At 73.4% G+C, this 21,654-nt stretch carries 15 protein-coding genes and 1 pseudogene; 9 read left to right on the forward strand and 7 right to left on the reverse strand.

The annotated features are described in order from the left end of the window. Nucleotides 1-16: 16 nt before the first annotated feature. Together recD2 and ELQ39_RS20695 are read left to right on the forward strand one after the other, a co-directional pair. Nucleotides 17-2,371 carry an SF1B family DNA helicase RecD2 gene (gene recD2, locus ELQ39_RS20690; protein ID WP_242593308.1) on the forward strand — a complete coding sequence of 785 codons (2,355 nt, stop codon included), beginning with the start codon at nucleotides 17-19 and terminating at the stop codon, nucleotides 2,369-2,371. A gap of 178 nt (nucleotides 2,372-2,549) precedes the next feature. Further along, entirely contained in the window at nucleotides 2,550-3,839 is a 1,290-nt protein-coding gene (locus ELQ39_RS20695) for a citrate synthase (RefSeq protein ID WP_190000708.1), read from the forward strand. Nucleotides 3,840-4,492: 653 nt separating this feature from the next. Here ELQ39_RS20695 and ELQ39_RS20700 read toward each other — a convergent pair. Both ELQ39_RS20700 and ELQ39_RS20705 read right to left on the reverse strand, forming a co-directional pair. Continuing rightward, entirely contained in the window at nucleotides 4,493-6,760 is a 2,268-nt protein-coding gene (locus ELQ39_RS20700) for a heavy metal translocating P-type ATPase (RefSeq protein ID WP_242593310.1), read from the reverse strand. Nucleotides 6,761-6,914: 154 nt separating this feature from the next. Continuing rightward, entirely contained in the window at nucleotides 6,915-7,154 is a 240-nt protein-coding gene (locus ELQ39_RS20705) for a heavy-metal-associated domain-containing protein (protein WP_093551055.1), read from the reverse strand. A gap of 202 nt (nucleotides 7,155-7,356) precedes the next feature. Here ELQ39_RS20705 and ELQ39_RS20710 point away from each other — a divergent pair, with 202 nt between their 5' ends. Continuing rightward, nucleotides 7,357-8,400 (forward strand): zinc-dependent alcohol dehydrogenase family protein, encoded by a 1,044-nt coding sequence (locus tag ELQ39_RS20710; RefSeq protein ID WP_242593312.1) that lies wholly within the window; start codon nucleotides 7,357-7,359, stop codon nucleotides 8,398-8,400. Between the two features lie 67 nt (nucleotides 8,401-8,467). Here ELQ39_RS20710 and ELQ39_RS20715 read toward each other — a convergent pair whose 3' ends face one another. After that, nucleotides 8,468-8,659 (reverse strand): helix-turn-helix transcriptional regulator, encoded by a 192-nt coding sequence (locus tag ELQ39_RS20715; RefSeq protein WP_190000705.1) that lies wholly within the window; start codon nucleotides 8,657-8,659, stop codon nucleotides 8,468-8,470. Between the two features lie 457 nt (nucleotides 8,660-9,116). Here ELQ39_RS20715 and ELQ39_RS32575 point away from each other — a divergent pair. The 5 genes and pseudogenes from ELQ39_RS32575 to ELQ39_RS20745 form a co-directional block, all read left to right on the forward strand. After that, nucleotides 9,117-9,218 (forward strand): annotated as a pseudogene (locus tag ELQ39_RS32575) (5-deoxy-glucuronate isomerase); the annotation flags it as partial. A gap of 206 nt (nucleotides 9,219-9,424) precedes the next feature. Then, complete coding sequence (gene mmsA, locus ELQ39_RS20730; RefSeq protein ID WP_242593314.1) at nucleotides 9,425-10,927, forward strand: CoA-acylating methylmalonate-semialdehyde dehydrogenase; 1,503 nt, start codon at nucleotides 9,425-9,427, stop codon at nucleotides 10,925-10,927. Between the two features lie 133 nt (nucleotides 10,928-11,060). Next, nucleotides 11,061-13,706, forward strand: coding sequence for an alpha/beta fold hydrolase (locus ELQ39_RS20735; RefSeq protein WP_242593317.1), 2,646 nt, complete (start codon nucleotides 11,061-11,063; stop codon nucleotides 13,704-13,706). After that, nucleotides 13,703-14,602 (forward strand): ABC transporter permease, encoded by a 900-nt coding sequence (locus ELQ39_RS20740; protein ID WP_190000702.1) that lies wholly within the window; start codon nucleotides 13,703-13,705, stop codon nucleotides 14,600-14,602. Before ELQ39_RS20735 ends, ELQ39_RS20740 begins: the two co-directional genes overlap by 4 nt. A gap of 179 nt (nucleotides 14,603-14,781) precedes the next feature. Next, on the forward strand, nucleotides 14,782-15,702 hold the full coding sequence (locus ELQ39_RS20745; RefSeq protein ID WP_242593319.1) for a chaplin: 921 nt from the start codon (nucleotides 14,782-14,784) through the stop codon (nucleotides 15,700-15,702). A 101-nt stretch (nucleotides 15,703-15,803) separates the two neighbouring features. Here ELQ39_RS20745 and ELQ39_RS20750 read toward each other — a convergent pair whose 3' ends face one another. Continuing rightward, complete coding sequence (locus ELQ39_RS20750; protein ID WP_242595637.1) at nucleotides 15,804-17,069, reverse strand: NAD(P)-binding domain-containing protein; 1,266 nt, start codon at nucleotides 17,067-17,069, stop codon at nucleotides 15,804-15,806. 2 nt (nucleotides 17,070-17,071) lie between these two features. After that, the gene (locus ELQ39_RS20755; RefSeq protein WP_225629536.1) at nucleotides 17,072-18,328 is read right to left on the reverse strand and encodes a carboxylate--amine ligase; all 1,257 of its coding nucleotides are present in this window, start codon (nucleotides 18,326-18,328) and stop codon (nucleotides 17,072-17,074) included. Nucleotides 18,329-18,497: 169 nt separating this feature from the next. On the opposite strand from ELQ39_RS20755, the gene ELQ39_RS20760 reads away from it, so the two are divergent. Next, nucleotides 18,498-19,820, forward strand: coding sequence for a glycoside hydrolase family 26 protein (locus ELQ39_RS20760; protein ID WP_242593321.1), 1,323 nt, complete (start codon nucleotides 18,498-18,500; stop codon nucleotides 19,818-19,820). Between the two features lie 32 nt (nucleotides 19,821-19,852). Here the strand turns inward: ELQ39_RS20760 and ELQ39_RS20765 are convergent, their stop codons facing one another. Beyond that, complete coding sequence (locus tag ELQ39_RS20765) at nucleotides 19,853-20,503, reverse strand: lipopolysaccharide biosynthesis protein (protein ID WP_242593323.1); 651 nt, start codon at nucleotides 20,501-20,503, stop codon at nucleotides 19,853-19,855. Beyond that, nucleotides 20,500-21,654, reverse strand: coding sequence for a glycosyltransferase (locus tag ELQ39_RS20770; protein ID WP_190000698.1), 1,155 nt, complete (start codon nucleotides 21,652-21,654; stop codon nucleotides 20,500-20,502). The genes ELQ39_RS20765 and ELQ39_RS20770 overlap by 4 nt, the downstream gene beginning before the upstream one ends.

The raw sequence follows: 21,654 nt of genomic DNA on the forward strand, positions 1-21,654 counted from the left end.
CCGGTACCGTCGACCCATGCCCACCCACCCGCCCGCACCTCCCGGCGAACGCCGGCTCGCCGTCCTCGAAGGCGTGTTGGAGCGCATCACGTACGCCAACGAGGAGAACGGCTACACCGTCGCCCGCGTCGACACCGGCCGCGGGGGCAACGACCTGCTCACCGTCGTCGGGGCACTGCTCGGCGCGCAGGTGGGGGAGTCGCTGCGGATGGAGGGGCGGTGGGGCTCGCACCCCCAGTACGGCAAGCAGTTCCACGTCGAGAACTACACGACCGTCCTGCCCGCCACCGTCCAGGGCATCCGCCGCTACCTCGGCTCGGGGCTGGTGAAGGGCATCGGACCCGTCTTCGCCGACCGGATCACCCAGCACTTCGGCACGGACACCCTCCGTGTCATCGAGGAGGAGCCGAAGCGGCTCATCGAGGTCCCCGGGCTCGGGCCCAAGAGGACCAAGAAGATCGCCGACGCCTGGGAGGAGCAGAAGGCGATCAAGGAGGTCATGCTCTTCCTCCAGACCGTCGAGGTCTCCACCTCCATCGCCGTGCGCATCTACAAGAAGTACGGCGACGCCTCCATCTCCGTGGTGAAGAACCAGCCCTACCGGCTCGCCTCCGACGTCTGGGGCATCGGCTTCCTCACCGCCGACAGGATCGCCCGGTCCGTCGGCATCCCCCACGACAGCCCGGACCGCGTGAAGGCCGGCCTGCAGTACGCGCTGTCGCAGGCCACCGACCAAGGGCACTGCTACCTCCCCGAGGAGAAGCTCATCGCCGACGCGGTGAAGCTGCTCCAGGTGGACACCGGCCTGGTCATCGAGTGCCTCGCCGAGCTCGCCGCCGAGCCGGAGGACCCGGGGGAGGACCCCGGTGTCGTCCGGGAGAAGGTGCCGGACCCGGAGGGCGGCGACCCGGTCACCGCCGTCTACCTGGTGCCCTTCCACCGTGCCGAAGTGGCCCTCGCCGCCCAGCTGCTGCGGCTGCTGCGCACCGACCAGGACCGCATGCCCGCCTTCCGGGACGTGGCCTGGGACAAGGCGCTCGGCTGGCTGCGCGGCCGTACGGGGACGGACCTGGCGCCCGAACAGGAGGCCGCGGTCAAGCTGGCGTTGACGCAGAAGGTCGCCGTGCTGACCGGCGGACCGGGCTGCGGCAAGTCCTTCACCGTGCGGTCGATCGTCGAGCTGGCCCGCGCCAAGAGGGCGAAGGTGGTGCTCGCCGCGCCGACCGGACGGGCCGCCAAGCGGCTCGCCGAGCTGACCGGCGCCGAGGCGTCCACCGTGCACCGGCTGCTGGAGCTCAAGCCCGGCGGGGACGCGGCGTACGACCGGGACCGGCCGCTGGACGCCGACCTGGTGGTGGTCGACGAGGCGTCCATGCTGGACCTGCTGCTGGCGAACAAGCTGGTCAAGGCCGTCCCGCCGGGTGCGCACCTGCTGTTCGTCGGGGACGTGGACCAGCTGCCCAGCGTGGGGGCCGGAGAGGTGCTCAGGGACCTGCTCGCCGACGGCAGCCCGGTTCCCGCCGTCCGGCTCACCCGTGTCTTCCGCCAGGCGCAGCAGTCCGGCGTGGTCACCAACGCCCACCGGATCAACGCCGGCAAGCACCCCGTCACCGAGGGCATGAAGGACTTCTTCCTCTTCGTCGAGGAGGACACCGAGGAGGCCGGGCGGCTCACGGTCGACGTCGCGGCCCGGCGCATCCCCGCCAAGTTCGGCCTCGACCCCCGCCGGGACGTGCAGGTCCTCGCCCCCATGCACCGCGGTCCCGCCGGCGCAGGCACGCTCAACGCCCTGCTCCAGCAGGCCGTCACCCCCGCCCGCCCCGACCTGCCCGAGAAGCGGTTCGGCGGCCGGGTGTTCCGCGTCGGCGACAAGGTCACGCAGATCCGCAACAACTACGAGAAGGGCGCCAACGGCGTCTTCAACGGCACCGTCGGCGTCGTCACCTCGCTCGACCCCGTCGACCAGCGCCTGACCGTGCTGACCGACGAGGACGAGGAGGTGCCGTACGACTTCGACGAGCTCGACGAACTGGCGCACGCCTACGCCGTGACCATCCACCGCTCCCAGGGCAGCGAGTACCCGGCGGTCGTCATCCCCGTCACCACGGGCGCGTGGATGATGCTTCAGCGCAACCTGCTCTACACCGCGGTCACCCGGGCCCGGAAACTCGTCGTCCTGGTCGGCTCCCGCAAGGCCGTCGGGCAGGCCGTGCGCACACTGTCGGCGGGCCGCCGCTGCACGGCCCTCGACATGCGCCTCGCCGGTTCCGCAGCGGCGCGCGGGGGACCCGGAGGGAACGGCCTCCCGGCAGGGGCGGACGCCGCTGTGAGGGCCTCGTCATCAGAAAATGATCGATCAAATGAGTCGTGAAGGTCACACAGGGCTTCCGGATGGGGAACACAGGGGGCAGGATGGGCAAGTTGGCGGCACTCAGTGCCGTCAATAGGCCCGATGGTCGACCCCGAGTGCACTCTCCTGAGCCGAGTGGGGGATGGTAGAGACAGTCAGGGCACCTCGAAGATGAGGCACAACGTCGGTGAGGGAAGACGTGAGCGACAACTCTGTAGTACTGCGGTACGACGGCAGCGAGTACACCTACCCGGTGATCGACAGCACCGTCGGTGACAAGGGCTTCGACATCGGGAAGCTCCGCGCCCAGACCGGTCTGGTGACGCTGGACAGCGGCTACGGCAACACCGCCGCCTACAAATCCGCGATCACCTATCTCGACGGCGAGGCCGGCATCCTCCGGTACCGCGGCTACCCGATCGAGCAGCTGGCCGAGCGCTCCACCTTCCTGGAGGTCGCCTACCTGCTGATCAACGGCGAGCTGCCGACCGTCGACCAGCTCTCCGCCTTCAAGGGCGACATCACGCAGCACACCCTGCTGCACGAGGACGTCAAGAACTTCTACCGGGGCTTCCCGCGCGACGCCCACCCGATGGCCATGCTGTCCTCGGTGGTCTCCGCGCTGTCCACGTTCTACCAGGACAGCCACAACCCGTTCGACGAGCAGCAGCGCAACCTCTCCACGATCCGCCTGCTCGCCAAGCTCCCGACGATCGCGGCCTACGCCTACAAGAAGTCGGTCGGCCACCCGTTCGTCTACCCGCGCAACGACCTCGGCTACGTCGAGAACTTCCTGCGCATGACCTTCTCCGTCCCGGCGCAGGAGTACGACCTCGACCCGGTCGTCGTCTCCGCCCTGGACAAGCTGCTGATCCTGCACGCGGACCACGAGCAGAACTGCTCCACCTCCACGGTCCGCCTGGTCGGCTCCTCGCAGGCGAACATGTTCGCCTCGATCTCCGCCGGCATCAACGCCCTGTGGGGCCCGCTCCACGGCGGCGCCAACCAGTCGGTGCTGGAGATGCTCGAGGGCATCCGCGACAACGGCGGCGACGTCGACGCCTTCATCCGCAAGGTGAAGAACAAGGAGGACGGCGTCCGCCTGATGGGCTTCGGCCACCGGGTCTACAAGAACTTCGACCCGCGCGCCAAGATCATCAAGGCCGCCGCGCACGACGTGCTGTCCGCCCTCGGAAAGTCCGACGAGCTGCTGGACATCGCCCTCAAGCTGGAGGAGCACGCGCTCTCCGACGACTACTTCGTCTCGCGCAGCCTCTACCCGAACGTGGACTTCTACACCGGTCTGATCTACCGGGCCATGGGCTTCCCGACCGAGATGTTCACCGTTCTGTTCGCCCTCGGCCGCCTTCCGGGCTGGATCGCCCAGTGGCACGAGATGATCAAGGAGCCGGGGTCGCGGATCGGGCGCCCGCGGCAGATCTACACGGGTGTCGTCGAGCGGGACTTCGTGCCCGTCGAGGAGCGCTGACACCTGCCGGTGCGGGTGTCGTGCGCGTAAGCGTTCGTGTCCTGAGGGGCGTGGGCGACTGCAGGCCGGCTGTGACTTGGTCGCGCAGTTCCCCGCGCCCCTTCGGCGTGTTGCACGCGCCTCTTCGGGCGCTTGCCGCCACGCAAAGGAAAAGGCGCCCCGGCCGCCGGTCCCCCCACGGGCCGACGAGCCAGGGCGCCTTCCCATGTCCCGGTGCGGATTCCCCCCACGGGATCCGGCCGGGCGCTTGTGAGGACAGCGCCTGAATCGCTGTTTGAGCACGGACGGACCTGAACCCGCCGCACTCGTCGGTGTGTGCGGTCTGCCGGGACAACGCACGTCGGGAGGGCCGCTCAAAGCTTCCCTGGGCACGTGCCCCGGCAACGCAATCTCTGGAGAAGTCCCCCAAGACATCTCCAGATGCCAGGAAGCGCCCCCCAAGACGCTGCCCGACATCGCCAACTTAGACCTTCGAACCCCTTCGATGGTTACGTTCAGATCACTGTGATCTGCGTCTCTTGCACATGTCCCCACAGTGCGCAGGAGCCCGCAAACCTCTCACGGGACCCAAGCGTAAGGATGATGCGCGAGGCTTGTGAAGAGCTTATGTGAGGGTCTTACCGGACTCCAGGGGTACTGCCCAACTTGAGACATCAATGAAATGACCGGAGCCGCAGACTGTTGGTCACCACGAAGACCGACGAGAAGGCCATGGCGGCCCCGGCGATCATCGGGTTCAGCAGTCCGGCCGCGGCCAGCGGCAGCGCGGCCACGTTGTAGCCGAAGGCCCACACGAGGTTGCCCTTGATCGTCGCGAGGGTGCGCCGGGAGAGCCGGATCGCGTCCGCCGCCACCCTGAGGTCGCCGCGGACCAGCGTCAGGTCGCCCGCCTCGATCGCCGCGTCCGTGCCCGTGCCCAGGGACAGACCCAGATCGGCGACGGCCAGCGCGGCCGCGTCGTTGACGCCGTCGCCGACCATGGCGACGCTGCGCCCCTCCTCCTGGAGCCGCCGCACCACGTCGGCCTTGTCCTCGGGAAGCACCTCGGCGATCACCCGGTCCCCGTCGATGCCGACGGTGCGCGCGACCGCCTCGGCCACCGCCCGGTTGTCGCCGGTCAGCAGCACCGGTGTGAGGCCCAGCGCCCGCAGTTCACGGACCGCCTCGGCGCTGGTTTCCTTCACCGCGTCGGCGACGGCGAGGACACCGCGTGCCACGCCGTCCCAGCCGGCCACCACCGCGGTGTGCCCGGCGCGCTCGGCGTCCTCCTTGGCCCGCTCGAGCTTCGGCGGAAGCTCCCCGAACACCTCGGACAGCCGCCCCACGGCCACCTCGCGGCCCTCCACCCGCCCGCGCACGCCCCGGCCGGGGACGTTCTCGAAGCGCTCCACCTCGGGCAGCGTGCCCACGCGCTCCTCGGCGCCCGCGGCGACCGCGCGGGCCACCGGGTGCTCGGAGGCGTGCTCCAGGGCTCCCGCGAGTCGCAGCAGCTCCCGCTCGTCGGTGCCCTCGGCGGTGTGCACCGCGCGCAGGGACATCCGGCCGGTCGTGACGGTCCCCGTCTTGTCCAGGACGACCGTGTCCACGCGCCGGGTGGACTCCAGCACCTCGGGCCCCTTGATGAGGATGCCGAGCTGGGCGCCCCGTCCGGTGCCGACCATCAGCGCGGTCGGCGTGGCCAGACCGAGCGCGCAGGGGCAGGCGATGATCAGTACGGCGACGGCGGCGGTGAACGCGGCGACCGTGTCCCCGGTGCTGCCCAGCCACAGTCCGAAGGTGGCGGCCGCGATCAGCAGCACCACCGGCACGAACACCCCGGCGATCCGGTCGGCGAGCCGCTGCACCTGCGCCTTGCCGGTCTGCGCGTCCTCCACCAGCTTCGCCATCCGCGCGAGCTGGGTGTCCGCGCCGATCCTGGTGGCCTCGACGACCAGCCGGCCGCCCGCGTTGACGGTCGCGCCGGTGACGGTGTCGCCCACGGTCACGTCCACCGGCACGGACTCGCCGGTCAGCATGGACGCGTCCACCGCGGACGAGCCCTCGACGACCGTGCCGTCGGTGGCGATCTTCTCCCCGGGGCGCACCACGAACCGGTCGCCCACGGACAGCCGCTCGGCGGGAACCCGCACCTCGCGCCCCTCCCGCAGGACGGTGACGTCCTTGGCGCCCAGCTCCATCAGCGCCCGCAGCGCGGCGCCCGCCTGCCGCTTGGAGCGGGCCTCCAGATAGCGGCCGAGCAGGATGAACGCGGTGACCCCGGCGGTGACCTCCAGATAGATCATGGACGCCCCGTCGGTACGGGACACGGTCAGCTCGAAGGGGTGCCGCATGCCCGGCTCGCCCGCGTCGCCCAGGAACAGCGCCCACAGCGACCAGCCGAACGCGGCCAGCGTGCCCACCGACACCAGGGTGTCCATGGTGGCCGCGCCGTGCCGCAGATTGGTCCAGGCGGCCCGGTGGAAGGGCGCCGCTCCCCACACCACGACCGGCGCGGCGAGGGTGAGGGAGAGCCACTGCCAGTGGTCGAACTGGAGCGGGGGAACCATCGCCAGCAGCACGACCGGCAGGGCGAGCAGCGCGGAGACGACCAGCCGGGTGCGCAGGGCGGCCGTCTCCGGGTCGGTCCCGGAGCCGGTGTCCTCCTCGTCGTCCCGCCGCGGGGGCGCCGGCTCCTCGGCGGTGTAGCCGGTCCTCACCACCGTGGTGATCAGATCGGCGACCTCGACGCCCGGCGGATACGTGATCCGGGCCTTCTCGGTCGCGTAGTTCACCGTGGCGGTGACACCCTCCATGCGGTTGAGCTTCTTCTCGACGCGGGCCGCGCAGGAGGCGCAGGTCATCCCGCCGATGAGCAGCTCGACCTCCGAGAGGGCCGGCTGCCCGGCGGCGGCCGGCGCCTCGGGGGCGGTGGTGCTGGTCATGTCCGTGCTCCTGGGACGTCCGGGATGCGGGCGGCGGCGGACCGGGCCGAAAGGGCCGTAGGGGCCGGGGTGTCCGGCTGTGCCGGTTGCCGGGTGGCCGGTGCGGCCCGGTTCACGCCGCGCGGGGTGCTGTCGGAGGGTGTGCGGCTCCGGATCAGACCGTGCCGGCCAGCTCGAAGCCGGCCTCGTCGACGGCGGCGCGCACGGCGGCCTCGTCGAGCGGGGCGGCGGAGACCACGGTCACCTCGCCGGAGGAGGCGACGGCCGTCACGGAGCTGACGCCGGGGAGCTGGGAGATCTCGCCGGAGACGGCGCCCTCGCAGTGCCCGCAGCTCATCCCGGTCACCTTGTAGACGGTGGTGACGGAACCCTGGGTGTCGGTCTGGGGCGTCATGTCGTTCTCCTCGTCGGGGCTTGTGGGGTGTGCAGGGGGTCGCAGGGGCCTCCGAGGACCCCGTACATCCCACACTATACCCCTAGGGGGTATGAATCCAGGAGGGGGGAGCGCCGCGACGGACGGCCCGCGCGCCGGAGCGCGACGGGCCGGGGGATAGCGTTCCGCCGACAGCGGTGATCACCGGAAGGCGGGACCTGGCATGCGAGCGGTGGTGTTCGAGCGGTTCGGGGAACCGGCCGAGGTGCGCGAGGTCGCGGACCCGGAGCCGGCGGAGCACGGGGTCGTGGTCCGCGTGGAGGCCACCGGCCTGTGCCGCAGCGACTGGCACGCCTGGCAGGGCCACGACCCCGACGTCACCCTCCCGCACGTCCCCGGCCACGAACTCGCCGGAGTCGTCGAGGCGGCAGGTCCCCGGGTCACCCGCTGGCGCGCCGGGGACCGGGTCACCGTGCCGTTCGTCTGCGCCTGCGGCTCCTGCCCCGCCTGCGCGGCCGGCGACCAGCAGGTGTGCGAGCGCCAGACCCAGCCCGGCTTCACCCACTGGGGCTCCTTCGCCCAGTACGTGGCCCTCGACCACGCCGACGTGAACCTGGTCGCCGTCCCCGACGGCACGGCGTACTCCACCGCCGCCTCCCTCGGCTGCCGGTTCGCCACCGCCTACCGGGCCGTGGTCCGCCAGGGCCGGGTCGCGGCGGGGGAGTGGGTGGCGGTGCACGGCTGCGGGGGTGTCGGCCTGTCCGCGGTGATGATCGCGGCGGCGGCCGGCGCGCGGGTGGTCGCGGTCGACGTGTCACCGGGCGCCCTGGGTCTCGCCCGGCGGTTCGGCGCGGCGGAGTGCGTGGACGCCTCGGCGGTGGACGACCCCGCCGCCGCGGTCCGTGAGCTGACCGGCGGCGGCGCCCACCTTTCCCTGGACGCCCTGGGCGCGCCCGTCACCTGCGCCGCCTCGGTGAACGGCCTGCGCAGGCGGGGCCGGCACGTCCAGGTGGGCCTGCTCCCCTCGGAGTCGGGCACCACCCCCGTGCCCATGGCCCGCGCCGTCGCCCTGGAGCTGGAGATCCTCGGCAGCCACGGCATGGCCGCCCACGCCTACCCGCCGATGCTCGACCTGGTGCGCGCCGGGGTGCTCCGCCCCGACCTGCTGGTGACCTCCGTGATCGGTCTGGACGCGGTGCCCGCGGCGCTGGCGGCGATGGACACGGCCCCGGCCGCAGGGGTGACGGTGATCGAACCCTGGCGCTGAGCGCACGCACGGACGCCGTGCCCCCGCGTGGTCGGCGCGGGGGCACGGCGTCCTCGTGTCGCGCCGGTCAGTCCCGGCGGTTGCGGTTGCCGGGACGGGCGGCGACCCAGCGCCGGACCGTGTCGGGGTACCAGTAGGGCTTCCCGCCCTCCACCCGGTCCGGGGGCGGCAGCAGGCCGTGCTTGCGGTAGGAACGCACGGTGTCCGGCTGCACCTTGATGTGGGCCGCGATGTCCTTGTACGACCACAGCTCGGTCATGTGTGCACCTCCCCGCGCACACCGCGGCGGCGGCCGGGGCGGCCGTCAGGGGGAGCCGGGCATGCGCTGGCGATCGACAGCGTCGTGCGGGAGAACGAGCCGGTCCGCTTACGGAGAGGGCCCGTGCGCGGGTGTGACGGAAGGGCCGCCCGCGTGTGACGCCCGTGACGCGACGGGAGCGTTTGTGACAGGAGTGACGCACAGGCGCACACCGGCACACCGGCGGGGCGCATTGACTCCCGGACGCCCGGACCCCTACCGGAGACCCCTTCCGCGCCCCTACTTCCGCGTTCTCGTCCGAATGTCCGGACAAAACATTGACAGGGCTTCGTGAGCGGGGCTAGAACCGGGGAGAGCCCTCGGACCCCGCAGGGCGGACGAGACGTCAGAAGGGAGCGTCATGGCGAGCCTCCACCGCCGCCGGGCGCTTCCCGGCCGTCGGGGCGTCCACGGCGGCGCCCCGTCACAGATCGCCTCCGGCGCGGGAGGCCGCCTCGCTTTGGCAGGAGCGAGGTGCGAGCGACGACTCCCCGCCCGCCGCGGCCCCGCGCCGGAGGTTCAGTCCCGGACGTCCGCCCCTGAGACCCATGTGTCCACTCGGGGACCCGAACGGCCGACACAGTGTCGGGCCCGCCCGGCACCCCGCCCCTGGTGGGATGGACCCGTGGCCGCCGCCGCGGCGCGCCCGCCCGCGGCACCGCCGCACGAGCTGTACGAACGGCACGTCTCCACCCGACGCCGCCATCTGCGAAGGAGTTCTCGGTCATGACGAAGATCGTCAACCACTGGATCGGCGGCAAGACCGCCGAAGGCGCCTCGGGAACCTACGGCCCGGTGACGAACCCGGCGACCGGCGAGGTCACCACCAAGGTCGCCTTCGCCTCCGTCGAGGAGGTCGACGCCGCGGTCGCCGCCGCCAAGGAGGCCTTCCGCACCTGGGGCCAGTCCTCCCTCGCCCAGCGCACCTCGATCCTCTTCAGGTTCCGCGCGCTGCTCGACGCCCACCGCGACGAGATCGCCGAGCTGATCACCGCCGAGCACGGCAAGGTGCACTCCGACGCCCTCGGCGAGGTCGCGCGCGGCCTGGAGATCGTCGACCTGGCCTGCGGCATCAACGTCCAGCTCAAGGGCGAGCTGTCCACCCAGGTCGCCAGCCGCGTGGACGTGGCGTCCATCCGCCAGCCGCTCGGCGTGGTCGCCGGCATCACCCCGTTCAACTTCCCGGCGATGGTGCCGATGTGGATGTTCCCCCTCGCCATCGCCTGCGGCAACACCTTCGTGCTGAAGCCCAGCGAGAAGGACCCGTCCGCCTCCGTCCGCCTCGCCGAGCTGCTCGCCGAGGCCGGGCTCCCGGAGGGCGTGTTCAACGTCGTGCACGGCGACAAGGTGGCCGTCGACCGCCTGCTGGAGCACCCGGACGTCAAGGCCGTGTCCTTCGTCGGCTCCACGCCCATCGCCCGCTACATCCACACCACCGCCTCCGCCAACGGCAAGCGCGTCCAGGCGCTCGGCGGCGCCAAGAACCACATGCTGGTGCTGCCCGACGCCGACCTCGACGCGGCCGCCGACGCCGCCGTGTCCGCCGCCTACGGCTCGGCCGGCGAGCGCTGCATGGCGATCTCCGCGGTCGTCGCCGTCGGCGCGATCGGCGACGAGCTGGTGGAGAAGATCCGCGAGCGCGCCGAGAAGATCAAGATCGGCCCCGGCGACGACCCCACCTCCGAGATGGGCCCGCTGATCACCGCGACCCACCGTGACAAGGTCGCCTCCTACGTCGCCGGCGCGGCCGACGAGGGCGCCGAGGTCGTCCTGGACGGCACCGGCTACACCGTCGACGGCTTCGAGAACGGCCACTGGATCGGCATCTCCCTGCTCGACAAGGTGCCGACCACCGCCAAGGCCTACCAGGACGAGATCTTCGGCCCCGTCCTGTGCGTGCTGCGCGCCGACACGTACGAGGAGGCCCTGGACCTCATCAATGCCTCGCCGTTCGGCAACGGCACCGCCATCTTCACCCGGGACGGCGGCGCCGCCCGCCGCTTCCAGCTCGAGGTCGAGGCCGGCATGGTCGGCGTCAACGTCCCGATCCCGGTCCCCGTGGGCTACCACTCCTTCGGCGGCTGGAAGGACTCCCTCTTCGGCGACCACCACATCTACGGCAACGACGGCACGCACTTCTACACCCGCGGAAAGGTCGTCACCACCCGCTGGCCCGACCCGGCGGACGCCCCCGCCGGCGTCGACCTGGGCTTCCCCCGCAACCACTGAGCCCGCTCAGGGGGAGTGTGGCCGTGTACCGCACCCGCGGTACACGGCCGCACCCGCGTACACCCCCGGGAGGTCCCCCGGTTCGGTCTCCGGTCGACAACGGACCGACAGGTGGACCCCGTACGGTTGACGCATGGATCTTCGACTGCCCCGCCTGAGGCGGCCGCGGCCCCGGCGTGCCCTCGCCGCCGCGGCCGCCGTCGTCGTGCTCGCCGGGGCCGGCACCTGGACCGCCGTCGCCTCCGACGACGCGCCCCGGGTGCGCCGCGCCGACCGCGTCATGGCCACGGACGACGGGGTGCGCATCGACACCTCCTTCTTCACCGCGGGGCCCGAGGGCCGCCGCCCCGCCGTGCTGCTCGGCCACGGCTTCGGCGGCAGCAAGGAGGACGTCCGCGCACAGGCCGAGGACCTCGCCCGCGACGGGTACGCCGTCCTCACCTGGTCCGCGCGCGGCTTCGGCCGGTCCACCGGGAAGATCGGGCTGAACGACCCCGAGGGCGAGGTCGCCGACGTCTCCCGGCTCGTCGACTGGCTGGCCACGCGCCCCGAGGTCCGCCTCGACAAGACCGGCGACCCCCGCGTGGGCATGGCCGGCAACTCCTACGGCGGCGCCATCGCCCTCCTCGGCGCCGGGTACGACGGCCGCGTCGACGCCGTCGCCCCCGCCATCACCTACTTCGACCTCGCCGAAGCCCTCTTCCCCGGCGGCGTGTTCAAGAAGCTGTGGGCCGGCGCCTTCGTCACCTCCGGCGGCGGCTGCGCCCGCTTCGAGCCCGAGCTGTGCGCCATGTACGAGCGGGTCGCCGAGTCCGGCGTGCCCGACGCACGGGCGCGGGCGCTCCTCGAGGCCCGCTCCCCGGTCGCGGTCGCCGACCGTATCGACGTGCCCACACTGCTGATGCAGGGGCAGACCGACTCCCTGTTCCCGCTCGGCCAGGCCGACGCCGCCGCCCGGGCCGTCCGCGCCAACGGCGCCCCCGTCAAGGTCGACTGGCTGGCCGGCGGCCACGACGGCGGCGACCCCGAGACCGACCGTCTGCACGCGCGCGTCCGCGCCTGGTTCGACCGCTACCTCAAGGACGACCAGCACGCCGACACCGGCCCCGCCTTCCGCGTCACCCGCACCGGAGGCGTCGACTCCACGGACGGCCGGGCCCAGTTGCGGGGCGCCGGCGCCGACGCCTACCCGGGCCTGCACAGCGGCGAGCGGTCCCTGAAGCTGACGGGCCGTGAGCAGCGCTTCGCCAACCCGGCCGGCGCCAACCCGCCCGCCGTGTCCGCCCTGCCCGGCATCGGCGGCTCCGGCGGCCTCTCCCAGCTCTCCTCCCTCGGCATCGGCGTCTCCCTCGACTTCCCGGGCCAGCACGCCCGCTTCGAGTCCGCCCCCGTCACCCGCGACCTGCGCGTCACCGGCTCCCCGGCCGTCACCGTGCGGATCAAGGCCACCAGCGACGACGCCGTCCTCTTCGCCAAGCTCTACGACGTCGGCCCGGACGGCCGGCAGCAGGTGCTGCCCTCCCAGCTCGTCACCCCCGTCCGTGTCGAGGGCGCCCGCGCCGGCAGGGACGTGGAGCTCACCCTCCCGGCCGTCGACCACGAGGTCCGCAAGGGCCACCGGCTGCGCCTGGTTCTCGCCTCCACCGACCTCGCCTACGCCTCCCCGGCCGCCCCGGCGACGTACACCGTGGCGCTGAGGAGCGACCTGAAGGTGCCCACCGCGCCCGGCGTCACCACCGCCGCGGCCCCGCTGCCCGCCTGGGTGGTGTGGCTGCCCGTCGCCGGCGCCGTGACCGCCCTCGCGCTGCTGCTCACCGCCCGCCGCCGCACCACCGCCCCGGCCCCCGACCCCGACCTGGCCGACGTCCCCCTCCAGATCACCGGCCTGAGCAAGCGGTACGCCCGCTCCGCCGACCGGTACGCCGTACGGGACCTGTCGTTCCGCGTGGAGAAGGGCCAGGTGCTGGGCCTGCTCGGCCCCAACGGCGCCGGCAAGACCACCACCCTGCGCATGCTGATGGGCCTCATCAAGCCCGACGACGGCGAGATCCGCGTGTTCGGCCACGCCGTGCGCCCCGGCGCGCCCGTGCTGTCCCGGGTCGGCGCCTTCGTCGAGGGCGCGGGCTTCCTGCCGCATCTGTCCGGCCGGGAGAACCTCGAGCTGTACTGGGCCGCCACGGGCCGCCCGCCCGAGGACGCCCACCTCGACGAGGCCCTGAAGATCGCCGGCCTCGGCGACGCGCTCGCCCGCGCCGTGCGCACCTACTCGCAGGGCATGCGCCAGCGCCTCGCCATCGCCCAGGCCATGCTGGGCCTGCCCGACCTGCTGATCCTCGACGAACCGACCAACGGCCTCGACCCGCCGCAGATCCGCGAGATGCGCGAGGTGATGATCCGGTACGCGGCCGCCGGACGCACGGTGATCGTCTCCAGCCATCTGCTGGCGGAGGTCGAGCAGTCCTGCACCCACCTCGTCGTCATGGACCGCGGCCGGCTCGTCCAGGCCGGACCGGTGCACGCCATCGTCGGCTCCGGCGACACACTCCTCGTCGGCACCGTCACGCCCGTCGAGGAGCCCCTCGCCGAGAAGGTCGCCGCGCTGCCCGGAGTCGAGTCCGCCGTCCGCACCGACGAGGGGCTGCTGGTCCGGCTCGGCGCCGACGGCACCGCCCCCCGGCTGATCGCGGAACTGGTCCGGCTGGAGGTGCCCGTGACGTCCGTGGGTCCCCACCGCCGCCTCGAGGACGCCTTCCTCACCCTGATCGGAGGATCCGCATGAGCGCGCTCACCGAGCGGGCCGAGGAGTCCACGGCCCCCGCGCCGGCCGTCCCCGCCGGGACCGCGGCCGGCTACCGCGCCGGCCGCACCCTGCCGCTGCGCGTCGAGCTGGTCCGCCAGCTCAAGCGGCGGCGCACCCTCGTCATGGGCGCGGTCCTCGCCCTGCTGCCGTTCGTGCTGGTGACCGCCTTCGCGATCGGCGGCGAACCCGAGGGCCGCAACACCCGGATCAACCTGATGGACACGGCCACCGCGTCCGGGGCCAACTTCGCCGCCGTCAGCCTCTTCGTGTCGGCGGGCTTCCTGCTGGTCATCCCGGTCGCCCTGTTCTGCGGGGACACCGTCGCCTCCGAGGCCGGCTGGTCCTCCCTGCGCTATCTGCTCGCCGCGCCCGTGCCCCGGATGCGGCTGCTGTGGTCCAAGCTGATCGTCGGACTGGGCCTGAGCCTCGCCGCGATGGTGCTGCTGCCGGTGGTGGCGCTCGCCGTCGGCACCGTCGCCTACGGCTGGGGCCCGCTGCACATCCCCACCGGCGGCACGCTCGACGCGGGCACCGCCGCCGGGCGGCTCGTGGTGATCGTCGCGTATCTGTTCGTGTCGCAACTGGTCACCGCCGCACTGGCGTTCTGGCTGTCCACCCGTACCGACGCCCCGCTGGGCGCGGTCGGCGGAGCCGTCGGTCTGACCATCGTCGGCAACGTCCTGGACGCCGTCACCGCCCTCGGCGACTGGCGGCACTTCCTGCCCGCCCACTGGCAGTTCGCCTGGGCGGACGCCGTCCAGCCCACCCCGGAGTGGTCCGGCATGATCCAGGGCGCGTCGGTGTCCGTGACGTACGCGCTCGTGCTGTTCGCACTGGCGTTCCGCGGGTTCGCGCGCAAGGACGTGGTGTCCTGACCCCCGGGGCCGTGTGACGGGGACGCGGCCGACCGGGTGAACCTGCGCAACCGATTCCGTGCGACAGGGTTGGAGAGGGAGACAGGCCACAGGGCAGCCGGGGCCGTGACGCGCGGCCTCGGCCGCCTCTGACCGTGCCGGGGCCGGCCTCCCGATCTTCAAGCAGGAAGACAACCACATTGCGACAGACCCTGAGCAGGGGAGTGTTCGCGGCGGCCGCTGCCGCCACGGGCATTCTGTCCCTGTACGGAACCCCCGCCCTCGCCGACTCGTTCGCGGGGGGCGGTGCCGAGGATTCTCCCGGTGTGCTGTCCGGGAACAACGTGCAGGCGCCGGTCCACGTGCCGGTGAACGCCTGCGGCAACACCGTCACCGCCGTGGGCGCCTTCAACAGCGCGTCCGACAACACGTGCGTCAACGAGTCCGGCGGCCACGGTGAGAAGGCCGGCGGCGCGCACGCGTCCGGCGGCGCCAAGGGCTCGCCCGGCGTGATCTCCGGGAACAACGTGCAGGCGCCCGTCCACGCCCCCGTCAACGCCTGCGGCAACGACGTCACCATCGGCGGCGCGTTCAACAGCGCCTCCGACAACACCTGCGTCAACGTCTCCGAGGGCTCGCACGGCGAGAAGAAGTCCTCGGACCGCTCGGCGCACTCCCACCACGAGGCCTCCTCGGGAGCCTCGCACTCCGAGAGCGGCGGGGCCCACGCGGTCGGCGCCGCCAAGGGCTCGCCCGGTGTGCTGTCCGGGAACCTCATCCAGGCGCCGATCCACCTGCCGGTGAACGCCTGCGGCAACAGCCTGAACCTCGTGGGCCTGTTCAACGAGGCGAGCGACAACACCTGCGTCAACGACTCCGGCCACCGCCACGAGGAGAAGGAGCCGGAGAAGACGCCCGAGAAGGACAAGCCCGAGCCGCCCGTCAAGGTGAAGACGCCGCCTACGCCCGTCGAGCCGCCGGCCGTCCACACCCCGGACGGCCCGCCGCACCTCGCCGAGACCGGCGCCGACGGCCTGATGGCCGCCTCCGCCGCCGGAGCCGTGCTGCTCACCGGCGGGGCCGTGCTGTACCGCCGCGGCCGCGTCGGCGCCCGCCGCTGACGGTCCCGCGGACGCCGGGCCCACCCCACCCGAAGTCCGCGCCCCGGCACGAAGCGTCCCCCGGACCACCCGGTCCGGGGGACGCTTCGTCGTACGGTCCGTCAGCCGCGCACCGGGGCCGGCGTGCCCCCGCGGCCGGCGCCCGCGGGCACCGGCACGCTCCCGCGCACCGGGGCCGCGCGCAGCCGCCTGCGCACCCCCTGCACCAGCGTCGACGCCGTGAACGTCGCACCGTGCACGAACCGCATCGCCGGACCGAACCCTGACGCCGTCACCAGACCCGCCAGGAACAGCCCCGGGTAGGACGACTCGAAGCCCCGGTCCAGCACCGGAGACCCGTCGGGCAGCACCGTCATCGCGCCGCGCAGCTCCGCCGACAGCAGCCCCAGCCGGTCGCGGTGCGCCTTGAACCCGGTGGCGGCGATGACGTGCTCCGTCTCCATCGTGCGGCGCGCGCCCGACAGGTCGGCCAGTTCCAGCCGCAGGCCGCCCGGCACCGCGGCCGCCGCCGTCACCTCGTGCCCCGGCAGCAGGTCCACCGCGCGCTCCACCCGCTCGCGCACCCACCAGGCGCCCGCAGGCCCGAGCGCCGTCGCCGCGATCCGCGTCCGGGTCGCCTCCGGCAGCCGCCGGTACAGCCCCGGCCGCTCCGAGTAGAACCAGTTCCGCCACCCCGGGCCCAGACCGCTGTGCGGCGAGCGCAGCGACTGCCACCACGGGCGCTCCCACGGCGGCGGCACGTCGTTCCAGCGCAGCCGCTCCGCCCGCGCCAGCACCCGCACCCGCGTGCCCTGCTCGGCGAGCAGCGCCGCCGTCTCCAGCGCCGCCTGACCCCCGCCGATCACGGTGACGTCCTTGCCCTGGAAGGGCCCCAGGTCGCTGTGGTGGCTGCTGTGCGTCACCAGCGTCGGGTGCAGCCCGCGCAGCGCCGACGGCACCTCGATGAAGGGCATCACGCCCACCGCGAGCGCCACCGTCCGCGCGTGCAGCACCTCCCCGTCCTCGGCGACCGCGCTGAAGCCCTCGGGGCCCGACGACACCCGCGCGATCATCCGCTCGTCCACCTCGGGCACGGCGTTGCGCGCGAACCACAGCCCGTACGAGGCGAAGTCCTCCACCGGGATCGGATGCGCGTGACGGGCCGTCAGGCCCCGCTCGGTGCAGTACGCGTCGAGCCGCCAGCGTCCCGCCGGGTCGGACAGGTTGGACGCCCACGGCTCCGACTTCAGGAACATCCCGGCCGGCATGTGGTCCCGCCAGGACGCCATGGGCCGGCCGAAGACGCGCAGGGTCAGTCCGGCGGCCGCCGCGTGCGACGCGATCGACAGACCGTACGGACCCGCGCCCACCACCAGAAGGTCGTACATCATCAGCTGCTCGCTTTCTCGTTGTCGGTCGTCAGGGAGGGCGTGTGAGCTGTGGGCGCCGGGCGCTGCGCCGGCACCTCGGCCCCGGCGCCGAGCCGCCGGCGCAGCCGGCCGGACACGTGACGGGCCCACAGCGCCCACATCGCGAAGCCCGGTGCGCGGTCGTCGCCCGCCCACCAGGCCAGTTCGCGCCCGCCGGGCGCGGGACGCAGCGCGGCGAGGGGCGCGTAGTTCTCCACCACGAACGCCCTGCCGGTCACCGGATCGCCGTCCGGCAGCGGACGCCCCGTCAGGTCCGCGTGCAGCGCCCGTACGACGTCCAGGCCGGCGCTGTCGGTGAACAGCCGGAACTGGGCGCCGGGGCGCGGGTTGAAGTCGAGGAGGTGGTAGCGGCCGGTGGTGCCGCAGCGGCGGAAGTCCAGGTCGAGGATCCCGCGGTAGCCCAGCTCCCCGGTGATGCGCTCGGCCAGCGCGATCACCTCCGAGTTGGGCGTCCAGCGGCCCACCGCCGTCAGTCCCGCGCCGCGCGGCCAGGACAGGTGTTTGCGGCCCGGCCCGCCCGCGCGCACGGCGCCCGTGCGGTCGGCGTAGCCGTGGAAGAACCAGTCCCGGTCCGTGCCGGGCGGCAGATACGCCTGGAGCAGCAGCGGGCTGCCCGCCTCCGCGGTGCGCGCGTGCAGCTCCCGCGCCTCGCGGGCGGTGTGCAGCACCTGGGTGCTGCGCAGCCCGGAGCCCGCCGGGAGCAGCCAGGGGCGGCTCCACTTGGCGACCACCGGCAGCCCGAGCCGCACCGCGTCCTCGGCGGCCCGTGAGGGGGTGTCCGGGACCTCCGTGCGCGGGTGCGGCACGCCCACCGAGGCGCACACGGCGGCCAGTTCGGCCTTGTCCGCGACGCGTTCGGGCAGCGCGGACGGCATCACCGGCAGCAGGTAGGAGCCGGTGAGCTCCTCGCGCAGCCGGGCCGTGGCGATCGCGGTGGCGTCGTCCATCGGCACCAGCACCGCCGGACGGCCCACCTGGGCGGCGACCCCGCGCAGCACCGCGCGCACCTCGTCCGTGGACGCGTCCGGGGACGGCGGGGCGTGCAGCCGGCGCACAAAGCGCGAACGGGCCACGGGACTTCCCGTGCAGTCGGCGACGACATGCACGTCCACCCCCGCCCGGCCGAGCGAGCGGACGGCGCCCAGGGTGCCGTGGTGAAAGGGATTCCGGTCGATCCGCAGCACGACCGCGGGAACCCGGGTGTCAAGCAAGGACACGCATTCTCACTTTCCTCTGGCGCCGTCTCACCCACACGGACGAGAACGGCACTCGAAAGCCGCAACGACAGTGGCACTGTCGTATTTCGTATGGCTGACTTCATATGACTGTTCGTCAACAGCGAGGCATCAGGCAGCAGGCGGACGCGAGCGAGAAGAGGAGCAGCCAATGGCCCCAGAGCACAGGCGGGCCCGGGCCCGCGCCCTGGCCGTGGGCGCGGCGGCGGTCGCCGTGTCGGCCGCCCTGGCGGCGGGCCCCGTGGCCGGCGCAGCGCCCATGGACGACGCGGGAGCCGCGCTGCCGGGCCCCACCGGGCGCCCCACGCCGGCCGCGGGAGCCCAGCCCGCACCGGGCGCCGAGCCCGCCGCGTCGGCCTTCCCCACACCCGACGTCGACGTCCCCGCCGTGTCCGTGCCGGAGCTGCCCTCCGTCGCGGAACTGCGGCCGCCGTCCGTGCCCGCCCCCGCTCAGGGCGTGCCGCCGTTCGGCGCCTTCCTCGCGTCCGACGCGCGCGGCGTGGAGCGGATGGAGCAGCTCAGCCGCTGGCTCGGCGGCGCCGAACTGCGCGTCGGCCACACCTACCTGCCCGGCAACCACTGGAGGGACATCGAGGGCGACGTCGGCTTCCTCGAGGCGTGGGCGCGCTGGCGCAACGCCGACGACAAACGGATGCTCGTCCTCAACGTCCCGCTCCAGGAGCGCAACGAGGCGGGCGTGCCCGACGGGGAGGTCCGCGAGCTGCTGCGGCGCGGCGCGGCCGGCGAGTTCGACCACCACTTCCGCGCCCTCGCCGAGCGGCTCGTCGAGCTGAAGATCCCCGACACCGTCCTGGTCCTGGGCTGGGAGATGAACGGCATCACCTACACCCACCGCTGCGGACCCGACCCGGAGAACTGGAAGAAGTACTGGAACCGCATCGTCACCACGATGCGTTCCGTCCCCGGCCAGAAATTCCGGTTCGAGTTCACGCCCAACCGGGGCCGTGACGCCGTGCCGTGGACGGAGTGCTATCCCGGCGACGACACCGTCGACATCATCGGAATGGACTCCTACGACCAGCCGCGCGGAATGTCCTTCGACGAACAGGTGAAGGAACCGTACGGACTTCAGGCGCACGTCGATTTCGCCAAGGCGCACAAAAAGCCCATCGCCTATCCGGAGTGGGGGCTCTTCCGCAACGGCGACAATCCCGAGTACATGCGCCGCATGCTCGCCTGGATGCAGCAGCACCGGCCGCTCTACCACACGCTCACCGACTACTGCCCGCACGGCGTCTGGCAGTGCGACGACAACCCGGACTCCTCCCGCGTCTTCCGCGACGCCCTGTGGGGCCGCACACCCGAGGACCCGCAGACCCCGGCGCCCGCCGAGCCGCCCGCGGGACCGGAGCTGCCGGACCACTGCATGCCGCTGGACCTCGGACGCTGGGTGGAGCACTGGCTCGGCGGGAGGCTGTGCCTGCGCCTCGACTGGTGGTCGCGCACCGGGTGACGCCGGGACCGTCCCGGCCCGGCCCACCGCCGTCACCGCGGCACGTCGGCGGCGGAGGCCGGACCGGGCACGGAGGCACTGGGCGCAGGTTCCCCGTCGCGGCCGCCGCGGCGGGGCCGGGCCAGCAGCGCCAGACCGCCCAGCAGCCCGCCCGCGCTCGCACCGACCAGGGCGGTCACCGCGGGCGACGCGGAGGCGGGCGCGGACGGCTTCACCGCGCGGGAGAACTGCACCAGCCGGACCCGGGTGCTGGCCTTGGTGTCCTCCGCGTGCCGGGTCAGCGCCCGCGCCACCGCGTTCGCCATGTCGACGGCCGTACCGGGACGCCCGGAGACGGCCGTGACGGACACCATCGGCGCGTCCGGCGAGGTCGCCGTGCGCACGCTGTCCCGCAGGGTGCGCACCGGCACACCGGCCCACACCTGCGCGTCCCCCAGCACCGCGAGCTGGGTGGCCACCCGCCCGTAGGCCTGCGCGAAACCGCGCGCGGACTCCGGGGTGGCCTGGTCGGTGGGGACGGCCACGACGTAACTGGTGGCCGTGTACTCGGCAGGGGTGAGCAGGCCGTACGCGCCGCCGGACAGACCGCCGAGCAGCGTGCCCGCCACCAGCGCGGACCAGGCCGGAAGCCTTCTGACACGGTCCAGGGACGGAAGACGCAGACGGGTCGGGGTGTCGGTCATGAGGACGGTGCTTCCTTGACGTGGAGGGACGGGGAGGGGCCGGCCACGGCGGCCGCGTACACGTCCATGAGGCGGGCCGAGCTGCGGGTGATGCTGTAGTGGCGGGCGGCCTCGGCGGCCGTGCGCGGCGCCGGGCCCGCCGCGCGGACCTCGGCGATCGCGCGGGCGTACTCCTCCGGGCCGCCGCGCACCCGCCGCGCGCCGGCCGAGGCGTCCGGCGGCAGGTCCTCGATCGCCGGGCAGGACCCGTGCAGCACGGGCAGCCCGGCCGCCAGGGCCTCCACCGCCGCCAGGCCGAACGCCTCCTCCGTGGACGGGGACGCGAACAGGTCCATCGCCGAGGTGAGGGAGGGCAGGTCGGGGCCGGGGGAGCCGTCGGGCACGGCGGGCCGCTCCCCGGTGAACAGCACCCGCCCGGACACCCCGGCCTCGTGGGCGGTGCGGCGCAGCACGTGCTCCTCGGGGCCGCCGCCCACCAGCAGCAGCCAGCAGTCCTCCGGAAGCCGCGCCAGCGCCCGCACCAGCACGTCGAACCGTTTGCCGGGGGCGAGCCGGCCCACCCCGCCGACGACGAACGCGCCGTCCGGCAGCCCGAGCCGCCTGCGGGTGCGCTCCCGCCGCTCCGGGTCGAAGCGGAAGCGGTCCAGCTCGATGCCGTTCGGCACCACCTCGATCCGGGGAGCGGGCACCCCCCACCGCTTCAGCCGGTCCGCCACCGTCGGGGACACGGCGACCGTCGCCGAGCCGAGCCGTTCGCTCGCCAGGTACAGCGCCCGCACGCCCTGGGTGAGCGCGCGCCCCTCCATCTGGGAGTCGCCCAGCGAGTGCTCGGTCGCCACGACCGCCCGCACCCCCGCCATCCGCGCGGCGAGGCGGCCGTACACGCAGGCCCGGTAGAGGTGGGTGTGGACGAGGTCGTAGCCGCCGGAGCGGATCACCCGGACCAGACGCGGCAGCACGCCCACGTCGCGGTTGCCCGCCATGCCCAGGTGCAGCACCCGCACCCCGTCGGAGCGCAGGCCCTCGGCGACCGGACCCGGGTTGGTGAGCGTCACCACGTCGCAGTCGACGGGCAGGTGACGCAGCAGCAGCCGCAGCTGCTGTTCGGCGCCGCCCACGCCGAGACCGGTGATGATGTGCAGGGCCCTCAT

Source organism: Streptomyces sp. GB4-14 (genome assembly GCF_022696125.1).
GTDB lineage: Bacteria > Actinomycetota > Actinomycetes > Streptomycetales > Streptomycetaceae > Streptomyces > Streptomyces werraensis.

Coding starts and splice junctions, on each gene's coding strand:
- recD2 (WP_242593308.1), top strand. CDS start 17: ATGCCCACCCACCCGCCCGCACCTCCCGGCGAACGCCGGCTCGCCGTC.
- ELQ39_RS20700 (WP_242593310.1), bottom strand. CDS start 6,760: ATGACCAGCACCACCGCCCCCGAGGCGCCGGCCGCCGCCGGGCAGCCG.
- ELQ39_RS20705 (WP_093551055.1), bottom strand. CDS start 7,154: ATGACGCCCCAGACCGACACCCAGGGTTCCGTCACCACCGTCTACAAG.
- ELQ39_RS20710 (WP_242593312.1), top strand. CDS start 7,357: ATGCGAGCGGTGGTGTTCGAGCGGTTCGGGGAACCGGCCGAGGTGCGC.
- ELQ39_RS20715 (WP_190000705.1), bottom strand. CDS start 8,659: ATGACCGAGCTGTGGTCGTACAAGGACATCGCGGCCCACATCAAGGTG.
- mmsA (WP_242593314.1), top strand. CDS start 9,425: ATGACGAAGATCGTCAACCACTGGATCGGCGGCAAGACCGCCGAAGGC.
- ELQ39_RS20735 (WP_242593317.1), top strand. CDS start 11,061: ATGGATCTTCGACTGCCCCGCCTGAGGCGGCCGCGGCCCCGGCGTGCC.
- ELQ39_RS20740 (WP_190000702.1), top strand. CDS start 13,703: ATGAGCGCGCTCACCGAGCGGGCCGAGGAGTCCACGGCCCCCGCGCCG.
- ELQ39_RS20750 (WP_242595637.1), bottom strand. CDS start 17,069: ATGTACGACCTTCTGGTGGTGGGCGCGGGTCCGTACGGTCTGTCGATC.
- ELQ39_RS20760 (WP_242593321.1), top strand. CDS start 18,498: ATGGCCCCAGAGCACAGGCGGGCCCGGGCCCGCGCCCTGGCCGTGGGC.
- ELQ39_RS20765 (WP_242593323.1), bottom strand. CDS start 20,503: ATGACCGACACCCCGACCCGTCTGCGTCTTCCGTCCCTGGACCGTGTC.
- ELQ39_RS20770 (WP_190000698.1), bottom strand. CDS start 21,654: ATGAGGGCCCTGCACATCATCACCGGTCTCGGCGTGGGCGGCGCCGAA.